Raw genomic sequence first — 16962 nt, forward strand, 5'->3', positions numbered from 1 at the left:
GAGAGACAAACTCATGCCATATATTGTTGATGTTTATGCACGCGAAGTCCTTGACTCCCGCGGCAACCCGACAGTTGAAGTTGAAGTATATACAGAAACAGGAGCTTTCGGCCGCGCATTAGTGCCAAGCGGAGCTTCTACAGGTGAATACGAAGCGGTTGAGCTTCGTGACGGCGACAAAGACCGTTACCTTGGAAAAGGCGTGTTAACTGCTGTTAACAACGTAAACGAAATCATTTCTCCAGAGCTTCTCGGCTTTGACGTAACTGAACAAAACGCAATCGATCAGCTTTTAATCGAGCTTGACGGAACTGAAAACAAAGGCAAACTCGGTGCGAACGCAATCCTTGGCGTATCTATGGCTTGTGCGCGCGCAGCTGCTGATTTCTTACAGATTCCTCTTTACCAATACCTTGGAGGATTCAACTCAAAAACGCTTCCTGTACCGATGATGAACATCGTAAACGGCGGAGAGCATGCTGACAACAACGTAGACATTCAAGAATTCATGATTATGCCTGTAGGCGCGCCTAACTTCCGTGAAGCGCTTCGCATGGGCGCTCAAATCTTCCACAGCCTGAAATCAGTTCTTTCTGCTAAAGGAATGAACACAGCTGTAGGTGACGAAGGCGGTTTCGCTCCGAACCTTGGTTCTAACGAAGAAGCGCTTCAAACAATCGTTGAAGCAATCGAAAAAGCCGGCTTCAAACCTGGCGAAGAAGTGAAGCTTGCTATGGATGCTGCATCTTCTGAGTTCTACAACAAAGAAGACGGCAAATACCATCTGTCTGGCGAAGGCGTTGTGAAAACATCTGCTGAAATGGTTGACTGGTACGAAGAAATGGTTTCTAAATACCCAATCATCTCTATCGAAGACGGACTTGACGAGAACGACTGGGAAGGCCACAAACTTCTTACAGAGCGTCTTGGCAAAAAAGTTCAGCTTGTCGGTGACGACCTTTTCGTTACAAACACGAAAAAGCTTGCTGAAGGTATCAAAAACGGCGTAGGCAACTCTATCCTGATCAAAGTAAACCAAATCGGTACATTGACTGAAACATTCGATGCGATCGAAATGGCGAAACGCGCGGGCTACACTGCCGTTATCTCTCACCGTTCCGGTGAAACTGAAGACAGCACAATCGCTGACATCGCTGTGGCAACTAATGCAGGACAAATCAAAACAGGTGCTCCGTCCCGTACGGACCGTGTTGCGAAATACAACCAGCTTCTTCGCATCGAAGATCAGTTGGCTGAAACTGCTCAATACCACGGTATCAACTCTTTCTATAACTTAAATAAGTAATGTAATGGACGCCGGGAGAATATCTCCCGGCGTTTTTTTATGTTCCCGGGCTTTTCCCTCCTTTTTCTCCATCTTCATTTGGTCAATAATATTCATTTTTCCCCTTTTTAAAGGAATCAGTGTTCTTCAATCGAAAGGGAAGAGGTGTTAATAAGAGGAGGGATTATGATGAAATTTTCATTTATGTCAGCCGCGGTGGCAGCAAGCGTCATATGGGGCGCATCTGCCGGACCGCTGTCCGAAACCCATGCTTATTCAGCCGTGACCGAGCCGGTTTTTGATGCCGATGAGGCATTGGACACTATGCATGATCTGAGTGAAACCATCGGGCCGCGGGAAACCGGAACCGCGAAAGAAAAGGAAGCGGCTGAATACATATCGAATCGTCTGCGGGCTCAGGGCGCCAGTGTCAAAGTACAGTCATTTCCATTGAAAAAGTACTTTTCAGGTTCAGTCACAGCGGGAGATCATGAATTCCCGCTCCGCTCCGCTGATCAATCCGCTGTTGAAAAAGAGCTCAAAATAGAAGGCGGGATTTTTGACGGCGGCTGCGGATCACGCAATGACGTAACAGGAGCCAAAGGAAAGATTGCAGTGATACGCGAAGGAAAGATCCCCGTTTCTCAAAAGATCAAACATGCCGAACAAGCGGGAGCCAAAGCAGTCATTATTTATAATCAGACAACAAAACCGCTCGCCGTCCGTCCGCAGACCGATAAAGGAATCACGATACCGGCGGCGGGTATGAAAAAAGAAGACGGTGAAGCATTGCTGCAGGAAAAGCAGGCAGTCATTCAATTTAAAAACTATAAAAACCGCACCTCACAAAATATCATAGGAACGCGCAAAGCGGCACAGGCCAACTCTTCTGATGCTGATATTATTTATGTCACAGCGCATTATGACAGCGTAAAAGGCGCGCCCGGAGCGGATGATAACGCCTCAGGCACATCTGCCGTTCTGGAAATCAGCAAGCAATTGACACACATACCGAAAGACAAAGAGATCCGCTTTATCCTGTTCGGTGCAGAAGAATTATGGTCTGCGGGTTCATCTTATTACGTCAGTACACTCACGAACAATGAAAGAAAGCACAGCCAGGCCAATTTTAATGCCGATATGATTGCGACTGACTGGGAAGAAGCGAGTCAAATGTGTGTCACGACTCCTGACGGCAGGGAAAACCCGAGTGTCCGGTACGCTGAAAAAGCCGCTGAAAAATCCCGGTTGGTCAAGCCAAACCTGATTCAGCTCGGTTACTCAGACCATGTCTCTTTTTATGAAGCGGGGATTCCGTCGGCTAACTGGATTTGGCTCAGCCCCGATACACAGGAGCCGGGGCCCTGGTACCACACCGAAAATGATAATATGAAACACATCAGCAAAGAACGGCTAGAGAAAGCTGGGGCACTCGTTTCCGCGGCAGTAACTGAGGCAATGAAAGAATAAAAAACAGGCTTCGGCCTGTTTTTTATATTATTTTCTGTATATTCTACCAATTAAGGGAGATTTTCTCACTCGTTACCAGATATATACCATTTAACAGGATTTTATTTTACAAATAAAAGAAAAATAAATAGATAATACCTAATTCACAAAAGGATGTAAAACTCATTTATCAAATTTTAACTTTTGTTATAATTGCGATATCGATCGATATTTGTTTTAAATTGTAAAAAACAATACTCTTTTCTATCTATTAGGGGGCGAAAAATGAATACTGTCACAAAAGAAGCCAGCAACCTTGGTCAAAAACGGCTGTTACATCTGATTGAAACGAAGCAGGCGATAGTAGGCGTGTTAGGCATGGGATATGTGGGATTTCCTCTTGCGCTGGAATGTGTCGATAAAGGATACAATGTGATCGGATTCGACAAAAACAGTGAAAAGGTTTCCTTGTTAGCCGCCGGAAGCAGCCATATTCAAGATATAGAGGACGGCAGACTGAACTCGGCTTTACAAACAAAACGCTTTCAAATCAGCGCCGACATGTCGCTCATCCAAAAATGCGACATCATTGTGATATGTGTGCCGACACCCCTGAACAAAAAAGACAAGATCCCCGATTTAACCTACATCGACAGTGCAGTTGACAGCATGATTGCTTATGGAAGGCAGCATCAGCTTTTAATTTTAGAAAGCACCACCTATCCCGGAACAACGAAAAAAAAGATTGCCGACAGAATGGCATCAAGCCGCGGCATGAAAATAGGAACAGACTTTTTTACGGCTTATTCTCCGGAAAGAATCGATCCGGGCAACAGGCAATATGAAGTTTCAGATATTCCTAAAGTAGTCGGCGGAACCACACAGACTTGCACAGAACTTGCCTCAGCGTTTTACAACACCATTGTTACAAGCATTCACCCGGTCACCTCACCCGAAGTAGCTGAAACAGCTAAACTCCTAGAGAATACTTATCGTTATGTCAATATAGCTCTTATCAATGAAATGGCGCTTAATTGCCGTGAACTTGATATTGATATATGGGAAGTCATCTGCGCGGCGGACACGAAGCCGTTCGGCTTTCAAAAATTTATCCCTGGCCCCGGAGTCGGAGGCCATTGTATCCCGATTGATCCTTTTTACTTCAAATGGATTGCGAATGAAAAAGGACTGCAGACAAAATTAATTGATCTGGCGGACGAAATCAATTCTAACATGCCGATTTCTGTCTCTGACTATGCTTTGAAACTGGCGGGCAAAGACAAATGCAGCATCTTAATAATAGGGGCCGCTTATAAAAAAAATACAAATGACCCGCGTGAATCCTCAGTGTTTACGATAATGGAAGAATTGATGGACAAGGGATGCGCGATTGATTATCATGATCCGTTTATCAGCGAGATCCGCTTGAATGACGGAAGCCGCAAACAATCTGTCCCTTTCACAAAAGAACAAATCAATCAGTACGACGTCATCATCATTCATACAGATCACGATGTAATCGACTACAGTATTTTGAAGGATGCCTCACCGATTATCTTTGACACAAGAAATGTATGCAGGGAAAAATCAGCCGACAATTGCAGAGTTGTCACTTTATAGGAGGGAACGGTCATTAGTAATCGATTTATCTCTTTTCACAGACCTGATATGACAAACGAAGAAATCGCAAGCGTAACCGAAACGATTCAGTCGGGCTGGATTTCGAAAGGCCCGAAGGTAATCGATTTTGAAAAAAAGCTGGGAGAATGTATTGGAGCCGAACACGTCATCAGCTGTAATTCAGGAACCGCTGCATTACACATGGCTTTATTGGCGCTCGGTGTGGGAGAAGGCGATGAAGTCATCGTGCCGAGCTTCACGTTCTGTTCCAGCGTCAATGTCATCCTGCACGCCGGAGCCGTTCCTGTGTTTGCGGATATATGCGAGAAAAGTCTATGTGCCGATCCTGAAGATGTCAGGAAGAAAATAACGCCGCGCACAAAAGCGGTAATTGCGGTTCATTTTGCCGGCTATCCGGCTGATCTGGAAAACTTGCAGTCCATTTGTAAAGAAAACGGATTGTATCTGATTGAAGACGCCGCTCATGCGCTCGGTACAAAATATAACGGAAGCATGATCGGCACTCATGGAGATGCCGTGTGCTTCAGCTTTTATGCCACCAAAAATATTACAACGGGGGAAGGCGGAGCACTCGTCATGAAAGACGAACAGGCCGCAGAAAGAGCGAGGCTGTACGGCTGGCACGGCATCACAAAAAATGCCTGGAACCGGTACGGTGAAAAAGGCAGCTGGAGATACGACGTGTTATTGCCGGGTTTTAAATATAATATGACGGATATTCAGGCCGCGCTCGGTCTGGTTCAATTGAAGCGCGCAAACAAAATTCAAGAAAAACGGGCACAGATCGCTCAATTTTATGTGCGTGAACTGTCGGGCCAATCTGACAAAGCAGCGCTTCCGCTTTCTGACATTCCGAACGGCATAACGCACTCATGGCATTTATTTATTTTGCGGATCCGAGAGAACGGCGGCATGGACAGAGATCTGTTTATTGAGAAAATGAAAGAAAAACAGATCGGGCTGAGCGTGCACTTTATTCCCGTGCATATGCATCCTTACTATCAAAAACATTTTCCTGCCGAGCTTCCGGTTACTGAACGTGTTTTCCGGGAGATCGTGTCACTGCCTCTTTACAGCCAGTTATCAGATGAGGATTGCAGCTATATTGTCAAGTCTATAAAAGAAGTTTTGACTATCAGCCAGGAGGTAGGATCATGAAACATATTGCGATTATCGGAGGAGCCGGTTTTATCGGAAGCGAATTGGCGGCATTATTACAGGCTAAAGGTTATCACACCATTATTGCAGACCAAAAGGAGCCGGCTTTTGACACTGAATACCGCCAAACGGATATCCTTGACCGGACGTCCCTCCGCGAGTCACTGCGGGGAGCGGATGCGGTTGTCCATTTGGCGGCAATGGTCGGTGTAGACAGCTGCCGAAGCAATGAAGAAGACGTCATACGGGTCAATTTTGAAGGAACGAAAAATGTCACCGAGGTATGCGGTGAATTGGGAATCAGAACACTTCTTTTCTCATCGAGCTCAGAAGTATTCGGCGATTCACCGGATTTTCCTTATACCGAGACAAGCCGAAAGTTTCCGAAATCGGCTTACGGAAAAGCCAAACTGCAATCAGAGGAATATTTGAGAGAACAGGCTTCCGACGAACTTCATATTCGGGTCGTCCGGTACTTTAATGTATACGGGCCGAAACAGCGCGAGGATTTTGTCATCAACAAGTTTTTCAGCCTGGCCGAGAATGGCTCTGAGCTGCCTCTTTACGGAGACGGCGGACAAATACGCTGCTTCAGCTACATCAGTGATATCGTCACCGGAACTTATCTCGCGCTCATTCATGAAGGAGCCGTCTTTGAAGACTTTAATATCGGGAACGACCAGCCGATCACGATAAAAGAACTGGCTGAAAAAGTCAATGTGCTCTCTGGCAGAGAGAAGGATAACTATCTGTTTAAAAAGCTGGGCGAAGACGGCGTGAGGGGAAAAGACATCGAGATTTTTAAACGGGCGCCGTCAATCGAGAAGGCGAAACGTTTACTCGGTTACGCTCCGAAAGTAAGTCTGCATGAAGGCCTGGAGATCATAAAAGATGAAAGACAAAAGCACAAACTTTCACTTTCCTAAAAACCCGGAAGTAGTTAAATATCCCGTTTATCCCGGACAGCTTTCCGTCAGGGGCCGTCTGCGCGCGGTGAAGCACTTGCTTACTGCCGGACAAAGCGGACTGACTGAAAAGCTGGAAAAACGGTACGGAAAAGGGGTTGTACTGACCTCCAGCGGCAGTGCGGCACTGGTGCTCGCCTTAACTTATTCGGGAGCCGGGCCGGGGAAAGAAGTGATTTTCTCATCCTTCAGCTGCCCGAATGTCATTGATGCCGTAGTGCAATCCGGTGCAACGCCTGTTTTTGCGCAGCTGGATGAGCATCTTTCTTTATCGTTTGAGGATGTCAAAAAAAAAGCGACGCGGCAGACGTGTGCGGTTATCCTCACGCATGTATACGGCCGGAGAGAAAATACCGCCATCATTGACTGGGCGAAGGAACACGGTATTTTTGTCATTGATGATGCCGCTCAAGCTATGTTTACAAAACAAGCGGATACATATGCCGGCGGTCTGGGCGATTTCGGCATTTTAAGCTTTGGCCCGTCAAAACCGCTTGCGAGTATCGGAGGCGGCGCGTTAATCGCGCCGAAAGAATTGCTGAAGCAAAATGCAGCTCCCCCGATGGAACGGCGCGGCCGAGTAGCAAATGACTATCGATCCTATATCAGAAATCAAAGAATACAGGCTGTTATGAAACGGAAACGGCATCATCCCCTTTCATATATTTATAGAAAAGCGGGCGTCATGCCTTCCATGAAAGCCACTAAGCTCGAAGCTCTGCCGGATAAACCGGCTGTTGTACCGGTGCTTCGCATGCATCCGGCAAGGGAAGCCATTATTGAAGATCAGCTTTCACGTATGGATCAGCTTGTAACAGCTTCCATTCGAAACTTAGAGACGGCGGGAGAAATCTTTATAAAGGCGGAAGAGACGTACGGCATAAAGATGATCCAGCCTCAGGAAGGAGAACATCTGAATTATTTAACGATTGTATTCCCCCGGGATGAAGAGCGGTACGGGTGTTCCGTTTATTTAGCCGAAAGAGGCATCCAAACATGCTGGAACTATCTTCCCCTCGAACGTATTCCGATTTATGAAACATATGCGGCGGAAGAAGGGGAAGATCCGCTTTGGAAAAGAGTTCTTTCTCTGCCGTTTAAACCTCCTCTTCAAAAGGAGCAAGCCAGATATGTAGCCGAATCCGTTTTATCATATTGTGAGCAACAGAATAAGACTGAATAGTGGTGATAACTATGCAAAAAACAGCAGTATGCACGACCCGTCAGGTATGGGATCGGGCCGCTGACATGTATCAGGCGGGATTGTTTCAAAGCTATGATTGGGGAATTCTCATGGAAGAGCTTCCCGGCACGTCATTTCACCCTGTCAGACTGACAACGGACGGAGGACAGGTCATCTATCTTCCGCTTTTTGAACAGAAGGGCGTATTATCCGGCAATATGATCGGATACGGCGGCGTTATTTCAGATCGCCCCATCTCATTTGAATGGCTTCAAAGTGAAATCGAGGCCATATTCGGCCGGAACATATCCCGGATGCTGCTGCCGTACGGTCAGACTTCTTTTACAGAAGAAATCGGGGAAGGGTGGACGGAAAAGGCGACACGGATTCTTACGCTTCCGGACACGTTTGACGAACTTTGGACGGGCATTTCCGGAAAAGCCCGGACGGCAGTCAGATACGCTGAAAAAGAGAATATTGTCACCAGGCTGATCGGGCGACAAGAACTTGAATCATTTTACGACCTCTACAAGGAGCATACGGCGGCAATCGGCGCGGCTTATGTGCTGAGCCAGGGATTTTTCCAAAAACTGCTTGACACGTTTGGGGACCGGATGTTTTGGGTCGGAGCATATCAGGATGAGACGCTGATCAGCAGCAGTATTTTTCTCTATGACCGCTCTCATTTCTATTATTGGCAGAATGTAAACAGCCTGGCGGGAAAAAAAGCGCAGGCCTCTTACTTGTTGATGCGTGACGCTTTGCAATTCGCCATCAGCCGCAAGCTTCAATGGGCTGATTTTGGCTATTCACACAGTAAAGAAATCGCAAGACCGAAACGATATTGGGGAGCTGAAGAAAAACAATGCCGACTTTTTACGAAACCGGAATGAAAACAATAAGCGGCCATCAATCCAGTTATCTGCCGTGGTACGGTTTTTTTGAAAAAATGTATAAGTCGGATCTGTTTGCCATTCATGACACGGCTCAATTTGAGAAAAAAGGGTTTCTGAACCGCAACAGAATCAAAACGCCACAGGGCCCCAGATGGCTGACGGTGCCTTTGCAGATGAAACAATATAAAGACATAGAGCTTCGGCATATGAAAATCGACCAGACACAGGATTGGCGGAAAAAACATTGGATGGCGATTAAGATGAACTATGCGAAAGCTCCCTATTTTGAGCGGTACCAGCATTTTTTTCAAGATGTCTATCAGCGGGAGTGGGAATATCTCCATGATTTGAATATGCACATCATTGAATTTTTCCGAAAAGAGCTCCGAATCGAAACGCCGCTCTGTTATGTCTCTGAGCTCGAATGCCGGAAGGAGAAAAAAAGCGATTTTGTTTTAGCGCTTTGTCGGGAGCTGGGGGCGGATCGTTATTATTCAGGCAGTCAGGGTTCCGACTATTTAATAGAAAGCGATTTTGAAAGAAACGGAATTGTCATTGAGTATCAGCAGATCCGGCATTTTGACTATCCTCAATTATTCGAGGAGCATATCCCTCACCTCTCCATGCTTGATATGCTGATGAACTGCGGAGCGGATACAGCTGAAATGTTAGTTAAAGGAGGGCAATATGATGAAAGTAATGGTATTTGCAGCGCATCCCGACGATGAAATTATCGGCGTCGGCGGCACGCTCGCCAAACATGTCCGCCAAGGTGACAGCGTGTCGGCAGTCATTATGGCGGAAGGCAAGTCATCAAGAAAAACGGATTATGAGAAGCCTGAAGAGTCCGTTATGCAGCATTCTGCTCAAGAAACGGAACAAGCGCTCAGCACTTTGGGCATCCATGATTTTGTCAGGCTGAACCTTCCTGATAACAGAATGGATTCAATGGATTTGCTGGATGTCGTGAAGGAAGCGGAGAAACAAATCAATCGTTTTCAGCCTGACATTGTGTATACCCAGTACGGCGGTGACATTAATATTGACCACTCCGTCGTATTCAGAGCGGTCATGACCGCAACCCGTCCGCTTCCCGGCCATACGGTAAAACGGGTTTTTGCCTATGAAACATTGTCTTCGACGGAATGGAATTACTGTCAGAAGGATCAGTTTCATGCCAACTTCTTCGTTAATATTGAAAACGAGCTTGAAACGAAATTGAAATCGATGGCGTGTTACGGCTCCGAGCTCAGAGACTTCCCTCATCCCCGCTCTTTGAAGGCAATCGAACATAATGCCCGTGTATGGGGAGCAAAATCGGGTTTTTCCGCTGCGGAAGCGTTTATGCTTGTGAGAGGAACATGGTGACTGTCCTATGATTGCTCAAATTCCGTTTTTCGGACTTGATCCGAAGCAAATCGATGAGAAATGGGTGGAAGCGGGATACGGTCTGGAAGCGAATATTTTTGACGGCCGCTCCTTTAGTGAAGCGGATTATCTCAAAACATTCAATCAGACGCTGGAATATGCAAAACAGCTTGATCCTTCATTATTGACGCTGCATTTCCCGACAGATCATGCCGATTATGTGCATGAAGATCACATCAAAAAACAGCTTTATCACTTTGCGGAGCTCGCTGTGAAATACGGCGCCAAAGGCATAACCGTTCATGCGAATCAATTTATGACGGTTGAGGAATTTCAAGTCTATGACCTGGAAGGAAACCGTAAAAAAATCATTGAGTTTTTCGCAGAGTTTGATGAGCAGCTGAAAGGGACGGACATTTGGATCGGTGTGGAAAACCTTCCGATCATCGGGAATCTGGGAGAGGATTTTGATCCGATTTTCATTTATCCTGAGGATTTTACAGAGCTGGTTCAGCTGGATCTGAAGCATGTCGGTATTACGTGGGATCTGTGCCATTGGGCGATTACCTATCAGACTCACTTGTCTTCCGCGCTTATGTTCAGAAATGACCAGCTGAGATACCCGGATTTCTTTCAGTTTCTCTCGATAAAAGAGAGTATTAAACATTATCACTTCAGCTCATTTCGCCAGCTTGCGTTCCCGCATGGCGGCGTCCGCTGTTTTGAGGGCCGCCATCCGAGTGAAGGGACGATCGCTGAGGAGCTGCTGAGACGGGCTGCAGATACTTTGCAGGAGCTTTATCGGAATCAAGATACCGGCATTGTATTTGAGGTGATGGAAGAGGATTATACGGAAAGACGGGAATCATGGAGAACGCTGGAATGGTTCGGCGGTGTTTCTGATGCCGAGGATCAAAAAAGGGCCTGATATGACATATCGAACACCGAACTATGCAAAGCTTTGGTGTGCGCAGGTGTTTTCTTCAGCGGCGGACGGGATCTGGCTTATTGCACTGCCGCTGTTAGTGCTGGAATTGACCGGCAGCAAAATTCTTGTCGGCGTTATTTCTTTTATCGAACTCGTGCCGTTGACATTTGGCGTGCTGGCGGGACCGCTGATTGATTTATTCCGAAAAAAGTCGATCTTGTATTTGTGCAATACGGGCCGGGCCGTCATCATGATCCTCTTGGCGGTGCTCAGCGCGAACGATTTATTAACCGTGTGGATAGCCGGGGTGTGCGCTTTTTGTCTATCTCTGCAATCGATGCTGTTTGCGCCGGCGAAAGTTGCGATCATTCCGCTGCTCGTCCGCAAACAGCATCTTGATCAGGCGACATCTTTGATCAATACGAGTGACTTGATCGGACTCATCGTCGGAAAATTGATCAGCGGGATCATGATTGCGGCTATTCCGTTCGGGCTGCTGTTTGCCATAAACGGAACTGCTTTTTTTATCTCCGCGGCATTTATCGCGTTCATTCGTATTTCAGAACAGCCCAATGAAAAAAGCAACGGGGCTGAAGATGTAAAAGCCGGTTACAGAATGCTGAAAGGAAATGCGGCATGGCTGACTTCGGTCGGATACTTTTTCGTCGTAAATCTCGTCATTGCCGGTCTTATTTCAGTAATGGGGCCGATTCTTGCTGTGGAGCGTTTTCAGCAGAACTATTCTGTATGGTTTGCCGTCATGTATTCAATGTTTCAGGCGGGGATGCTTTTGGGCAATCTGGCGGTATTTTTCAAATGGAATACAAAACGCTTGAACCGGCTGTACCCGCGGACGTTAACGGCAGCGGGACTGCTCATTTTGGTGCTGTTTTTTCCGCTTCACGGGTTTGAGTGCATCATCTTCCTGGTGCTCGGCATCATCATCTCGTATATTGATGTGCAAACGGTGCTGTATTTCCAAAAGACGGTTCCGGCCGCATATTTCGGAAGGGTCTTTGCACTGATTTTTTCCATTGTCAAAATGGGTGAACCGCTGTCGGCCGCTGTCTACACAGGGCTTCTGCTGTTGATGAATGCGGATTATATTTTTGCGGCGGTCGGACTGACCCTTACGATCGTTTTTGCTGTTTTTTCAGTCAGACAAGGGAGTCAAAGAAATACAGAGAAACAAGCGGATCAATCCGTCTGAATGTTAAACGAAGGGGCGCCGATGTCAGCCGGCGCCCTTTTATCATAAATCCAAATAAAGCCGTATCATATCCCGGCATTGAATGCCGTTTTCAAAAATGTCATCATCATAATGTCTGATAAAAAAATCATGGTCGACAGCCTGAATGCGGAATCCGCATTTTTGATAGAGTGACAGCTGATGAATACTGGAATTTCCGGTGCCGATTTCAATCGTGTCAGCTCCCGATTCTCTCGCTTTTTCAATGGCATCCCGCACCAGCTGTTTTCCGAATCCCCTGTTCTGCAGCGATTCTTTTACCGCGATGTTTACGATTTCTATCGTTTTCGGCCTTGTTTGCAATAAGACGTAAACCCCTGCAAGCTCGTCTGACGTCCAAGCCGTATAGCATTCTCCTCTTACAAGATAATCATCGACAATCTCTTTCGACGGATCGGCCAGCAGCAATAGTTCATACAGCGCTTCATCCGGCTCCGCGGCTTTTCGGATGCTCAGTTTTTGCATGTCTGTTTCTCCTCCTCCGTTATGATCGACAGCTATTTTTCAAAATAACTCCAAAATCATTCTACTTTATTATAAAATATGAAACATAGGAAAAGTTATACAAGTTTTGCAGATTGAATAGGAGGAAAGTCATGTTTTTTTGTAAGTATTGCGGCCGACAGAACAACGAAGAGGCGCATTTCTGTAAAGAATGCGGAAAACCGATCGGGAAAGGAAGCCGGCTTGAACGGCAGGCGGCTGTAAGAGCGGCTGAACCTGCTTCACAAATGAGAAAGCCGATCCCTAAAAAAACGCTCTTCATATGGGGCGGCATTGCCGCAGCGCTGATCTTATTGATTGCCGCATATAAAACCGGAGCCTGGCTGACATCTGAAAAAAGGCTCACAGATCAATTCGAACAGGCAGTTCATGACGGGGACACGAAAAAGCTCGCAGCCCTGCTCACTCCTTCAGACAAAAAACTGAAGCTGAATGAGACCAATGTCAAACCGCTCCTTGCATACGCAAAGAAACACGATGAACTGCTGGCAACGCTTCGCGGCAATTCATCAGAAAAAGATGCGGTATACGTCAAAAAAGAGGGTAAAACCCTTCTTTTGTTTGACCATTACGAACTGAAAGTCGATCCGGTTTATTTCCGCGTCACCAGCAATTATAAAGGCGCCGATCTTTATATCAACAGCGAGAAAACAGGTACGGTCAAAAAAGCCGATGAAACCCAAATCTTCGGCCCGTATGCACCCGGTGTCTACACGGCGGAAGCCAAGCTTAAAAATGACACGGTTGACGTTGTCAAAAAGCAAGAGGCAGAGGCGGCCGGCAGCCGGAATGTTGAGTTTGATCTGCCGTTAGACGCCGAGGATGTGACGTTCACTCCGGCAGACAGCTTCAAAAACGCGAAAGGCGATCTGCTGATAAACGGCAAGTCCGTCCATAAAGATCCGTTTAAATCCGTTACATACGGTCCGCTCTTAACTGACGGTTCCATGACAGCCGCCGTGGAGGCTGATTTTCCTTGGGGAAAAATGAAAACTGCCGATGTTCCGATCAACGGTACTTATATGGAATTAACGCTTATCCCGGATCAAGATACACAACAAACAATTATGGACACGATTGTCAAAACAACGAAGCAGTATACAAAAGCGATGGCAGACGGAAATACCGATCAGATGACCGAGGCTGGTTCCGCCTGGAAAGAGCAGACGAAAGAAGTGGTATCCGGCATGAAGAGTTCCGGCACCTTTTTGAAAGATCAGTATAAAGAGACAAGCTTTGATCTGGATTCATTTGCGATTTCTCAAGAGAACGGCCGCTGGCAAGCAACTGTTACAGGTAAAGAGCTTCATGAGTCTGCTTATTTCGACGGGAATACGAAGCCTGATATGGAAGAGGCTGAGCCGAGCTTTCATTATATACTCTCATATGATACAAAACATAAAAAATGGGTTTTCGAAAAAGCTGACCCTGCCTCAGATTCTTCTGGGACAAATGTAAAAAAAATAAAAAACGACCAGCCGAAAACCTATACATCCGCATGGGCATCTTCCAAAGGAAATACAGCTTCAGGCAGCGTGACAAACGAGCAAGTCACATCGTTTATGACTGATTACCTGACAAATCAATCAAGCGCCGTCAGCCTTAACAATTTTGCCATCATGGCGGGCAATTTAGAAGAGGGAAGCCCTTTGTATGCTGATCAGCAGAAACTGGTCAAAAAACTGCACAGCGAGGGGACGACCGAAGTATTTAATGAAGTGAATGTCAAAAGCTTTTCACAGAAAGGCTCTCATCTGACGATTCATACGTACGAGGAGTTTTATATTACGAAAGCCGGCGGCAGTCCGAAGCTCAGAACATACAATTGGACGTATGGCGGCGTTGTCAAAGACGGAAGAATTTATTTAACATCCATTCAATAAAAAAACCCCCGCGCCAATCAGGCGGCGGGGTTTCCGTTTTTAAAAGAAGAAATAATTCATGAGTTCTTTCATATAATGCTTGATCGTGAATTGAAACGTTACGCAAATGATCAAATAGATGACGATAACAGAATAAATGATATCCGCTTTAGCCGTGAGCTGATGCTGATAGCTCGCCAGCATGAGCGGAGGCACGGCAAACGCCGCTCCTAAAAGACCGACAGCCAGAATGGTAAAGCAAACGGTTGTATGAAGCAGCATAAAAATGAGGGCAAGAAGCAAAATAGCTGTAAACGGAATCAAAAATGCTCCGAATCTGGACAGCGAATCTTTAAATGACACCTGCGCGCCGCCGGCCTTCAAAGCGATAAAAATCAAGAGATACAGGCAGAATACGCATAATGCAAAGGTAAGCGCCGGTTTGATCACAACCGCGGTAAAACTGACATCACGAAAGCCGTCTGATAAGAGAATATAAAACATAATCGGCGTCAGCAGGCAGAAAAGCACCATGTTGATGATGCTGCTGACAAGCTGTTCGCCGCCTGTCGTTTTACATGTTTGATACGGTCTCTTTAACACATCAAGCACGAATAAGGCAAATTGCTTTGAAGCCTGTTTAGCCGCGGCGCCGGCCTGAGCGGCCTGACCCTGTGTTTGGCCTGCGCCTCCCTGCCCGTGCTGGAGCGCACCGCACTTTTCACAAAATTTTCCGCCATCAGTATGATGGCCGCATTGGGAACAATACATTCTAAAACTCCTTTTACAAGTAATATAGGGATTTTGTTCAATATTTACATTATAAAAGAAAATAGGACGGATGTAACGGAGTTTTCTAAAGATATATAAATCACCTTCTCTATGAAATGATAATAGAGAAAAAGTACCCAATATGGTAGAATTTTATTGGAGCTGACAGATATCATGTCTCTCGGCGCATTGATTCAGAGTGAAAAAGGAAATTAACGCATGCTAAAAAAATTGAAAATGCTTTATCGGCTGTTGAAATTCGGAAAAGGCTTATGGAGATAGCAAACAGAAAAAAACCGTCCTTACAAGGACGGTTTTTTCTGTTTTCCGGATCGTCCGGCTGAGGTTATAAAAAGCAGACCCCGGGGTAAAAATCATGCATAAGAAACAGCGGAGAACAAAACATAACTCAATAATGGCAAGTCATAAGGAGGTACGCATGTTTTCATTCATCATTCATGTCTTCATTTCACTGTTTGCAGTCTCCAATCCCATCGGAAACGTGCCGATTTTTCTTTCACTGACGGAAGGATACCCGGAGAAAGAACGGACAGCGATCGCACGCAAGGCTTCCGTGCTGTCGTTTATCATCTTGGCGGCTTTTTTAATCTTCGGCCATCTGATCTTTAAACTGTTCGGCATTAACATTCATGCCTTGCGTATCGCGGGCGGCATTTTTATTTTCGGCATCGCTTATAATCTTCTGAACGCGAAGAAATCTCATGTACAGTCTCTCCATCATGAAGAGAAAGGGGAGAGCAAGGAGAAAGCCGATATATCCGTGACGCCTTTGTCGATTCCGATTATTGCCGGTCCCGGTACGATTGCGACGGTGATGAGTCTGTCGGCCGGCCATGGCGGCATCATCCATTACATCAGCGTGCTTATCGGCATTGCGGCCGTCATCGCGATGACGTTCATCTTCTTTCACTATTCATCTTTCATCAGCAATAAGCTCGGGAAAACCGAAATGAACGTCATTACCCGACTGATGGGGCTGATCTTGGCGGTGGTGGCGATCGGCATGATCGGCGCCGGTCTGAAAGGCATGTTCCCGATATTGGTTTCCTGACTTAAAAAAGCAGCGCCCGGTTATCTTCGGGTGCTGCTTTTTTCTATTTTCGGCACATGCTGAAACACTTCTTCACTCTCAAAAAATTCTATCAAACGGCTCAGCCAGTCATAATAATGGAGCCAATCCGTCAGTTCATCCAAAAGCTGACGGGCTTTTTCTTCAATATCGGGACTGAGATTTTCCGATTCCAGAAGCTCAGTCAGCTCGCGGTTCAGCTTTTTATAGAGCATTTTGTTTTTGCTGACCGCCTTTGTCCAATTTGCCGTAAACAGGGAGATAAACGTCTGGTAATAATCACGCTCCACGTCGTAAAGGTCTTTGCGAACGCCTTTTTCAAACACTTTTTCCGCCAGATTGGCATCAGTCATTTCACGGACCACCTGGCTCATCCTCGTTTTGCTCATCCCGGTCGCCTCTGACAGCTCATTTAACGTCATCGGCTTGCGGTTCATATAAATAATACCGAGCACACGGCCAAGTGTGGCTGGCATTCCGAATGTATGCATATTCTCGGCGATTCTCTCAATGAGATGCTCTTCAGCATGCCCGATGATATCAAGAGCGTTTTTTTCCACGGCTGATCATCCCTTCACTGGCTTTTCATGCTGACAATATATCATATTTTTTA

At 46.2% G+C, this 16962-nt stretch carries 16 protein-coding genes; 13 read left to right on the plus strand and 3 right to left on the minus strand.

What is annotated here, in order from left to right; translation table 11 throughout:
• The first annotated feature begins 13 nt into the window (after positions 1-13).
• From eno to ACWJJ4_RS03565, 11 genes are all read left to right on the plus strand, one after another.
• A complete protein-coding gene (gene eno, locus ACWJJ4_RS03515; protein WP_007409956.1) occupies positions 14-1306 on the plus strand; it encodes a phosphopyruvate hydratase in 1293 nt (430 codons plus the stop codon).
• 168 nt (positions 1307-1474) lie between these two features.
• Positions 1475-2755 (plus strand): M28 family peptidase, encoded by a 1281-nt coding sequence (locus ACWJJ4_RS03520; protein ID WP_077722864.1) that lies wholly within the window; start codon positions 1475-1477, stop codon positions 2753-2755.
• 264 nt (positions 2756-3019) lie between these two features.
• Positions 3020-4354, plus strand: a complete 1335-nt coding sequence (locus ACWJJ4_RS03525) for a nucleotide sugar dehydrogenase (RefSeq protein ID WP_003151628.1) — start codon at positions 3020-3022, stop codon at positions 4352-4354.
• A gap of 48 nt (positions 4355-4402) precedes the next feature.
• Positions 4403-5533 carry a DegT/DnrJ/EryC1/StrS family aminotransferase gene (locus ACWJJ4_RS03530; RefSeq protein WP_166705811.1) on the plus strand — a complete coding sequence of 377 codons (1131 nt, stop codon included), beginning with the start codon at positions 4403-4405 and terminating at the stop codon, positions 5531-5533.
• Positions 5530-6459 (plus strand): NAD-dependent epimerase/dehydratase family protein, encoded by a 930-nt coding sequence (locus tag ACWJJ4_RS03535; RefSeq protein WP_454021438.1) that lies wholly within the window; start codon positions 5530-5532, stop codon positions 6457-6459. Before ACWJJ4_RS03530 ends, ACWJJ4_RS03535 begins: the two co-directional genes overlap by 4 nt.
• Entirely contained in the window at positions 6425-7681 is a 1257-nt protein-coding gene (locus tag ACWJJ4_RS03540; RefSeq protein WP_454021439.1) for an aminotransferase class V-fold PLP-dependent enzyme, read from the plus strand. The genes ACWJJ4_RS03535 and ACWJJ4_RS03540 overlap by 35 nt, the downstream gene beginning before the upstream one ends.
• Before the next feature lie 11 nt (positions 7682-7692).
• A complete protein-coding gene (locus tag ACWJJ4_RS03545) occupies positions 7693-8574 on the plus strand; it encodes a GNAT family N-acetyltransferase (RefSeq protein ID WP_454021440.1) in 882 nt (293 codons plus the stop codon).
• The gene (locus tag ACWJJ4_RS03550; RefSeq protein ID WP_454021441.1) at positions 8547-9305 is read left to right on the plus strand and encodes a WbqC family protein; all 759 of its coding nucleotides are present in this window, start codon (positions 8547-8549) and stop codon (positions 9303-9305) included. Before ACWJJ4_RS03545 ends, ACWJJ4_RS03550 begins: the two co-directional genes overlap by 28 nt.
• The gene (locus ACWJJ4_RS03555; protein WP_454021442.1) at positions 9268-9945 is read left to right on the plus strand and encodes a PIG-L deacetylase family protein; all 678 of its coding nucleotides are present in this window, start codon (positions 9268-9270) and stop codon (positions 9943-9945) included. The genes ACWJJ4_RS03550 and ACWJJ4_RS03555 overlap by 38 nt, the downstream gene beginning before the upstream one ends.
• Before the next feature lie 7 nt (positions 9946-9952).
• The gene (locus ACWJJ4_RS03560) at positions 9953-10873 is read left to right on the plus strand and encodes a TIM barrel protein (RefSeq protein ID WP_015387694.1); all 921 of its coding nucleotides are present in this window, start codon (positions 9953-9955) and stop codon (positions 10871-10873) included.
• Positions 10848-12083, plus strand: a complete 1236-nt coding sequence (locus ACWJJ4_RS03565; RefSeq protein WP_003151636.1) for an MFS transporter — start codon at positions 10848-10850, stop codon at positions 12081-12083. The genes ACWJJ4_RS03560 and ACWJJ4_RS03565 overlap by 26 nt, the downstream gene beginning before the upstream one ends.
• A gap of 42 nt (positions 12084-12125) precedes the next feature.
• On the opposite strand, the gene ACWJJ4_RS03570 is transcribed toward ACWJJ4_RS03565, so the two are convergent.
• Positions 12126-12587 carry a GNAT family N-acetyltransferase gene (locus ACWJJ4_RS03570; RefSeq protein WP_102422559.1) on the minus strand — a complete coding sequence of 154 codons (462 nt, stop codon included), beginning with the start codon at positions 12585-12587 and terminating at the stop codon, positions 12126-12128.
• A 131-nt stretch (positions 12588-12718) separates the two neighbouring features.
• Between ACWJJ4_RS03570 and ACWJJ4_RS03575 the strand changes: the two genes are divergently transcribed.
• Positions 12719-14509, plus strand: a complete 1791-nt coding sequence (locus ACWJJ4_RS03575) for a zinc ribbon domain-containing protein (RefSeq protein WP_454021443.1) — start codon at positions 12719-12721, stop codon at positions 14507-14509.
• 39 nt (positions 14510-14548) lie between these two features.
• On the opposite strand, the gene ACWJJ4_RS03580 is transcribed toward ACWJJ4_RS03575, so the two are convergent.
• A complete protein-coding gene (locus ACWJJ4_RS03580; protein ID WP_191073222.1) occupies positions 14549-15259 on the minus strand; it encodes a zinc ribbon domain-containing protein in 711 nt (236 codons plus the stop codon).
• Positions 15260-15698: 439 nt separating this feature from the next.
• Between ACWJJ4_RS03580 and ACWJJ4_RS03585 the strand changes: the two genes are divergently transcribed.
• Entirely contained in the window at positions 15699-16331 is a 633-nt protein-coding gene (locus ACWJJ4_RS03585; protein ID WP_070082389.1) for an NAAT family transporter, read from the plus strand.
• Positions 16332-16351: 20 nt separating this feature from the next.
• Here the strand turns inward: ACWJJ4_RS03585 and ACWJJ4_RS03590 are convergent, their stop codons facing one another.
• Positions 16352-16909: a GbsR/MarR family transcriptional regulator gene (locus ACWJJ4_RS03590; protein ID WP_014418904.1), complete on the minus strand. Its 558-nt coding sequence runs from the start codon at positions 16907-16909 to the stop codon at positions 16352-16354.
• Positions 16910-16962: the final 53 nt, after the last annotated feature.

This window comes from Bacillus sp. JK62, from assembly GCF_053663455.1.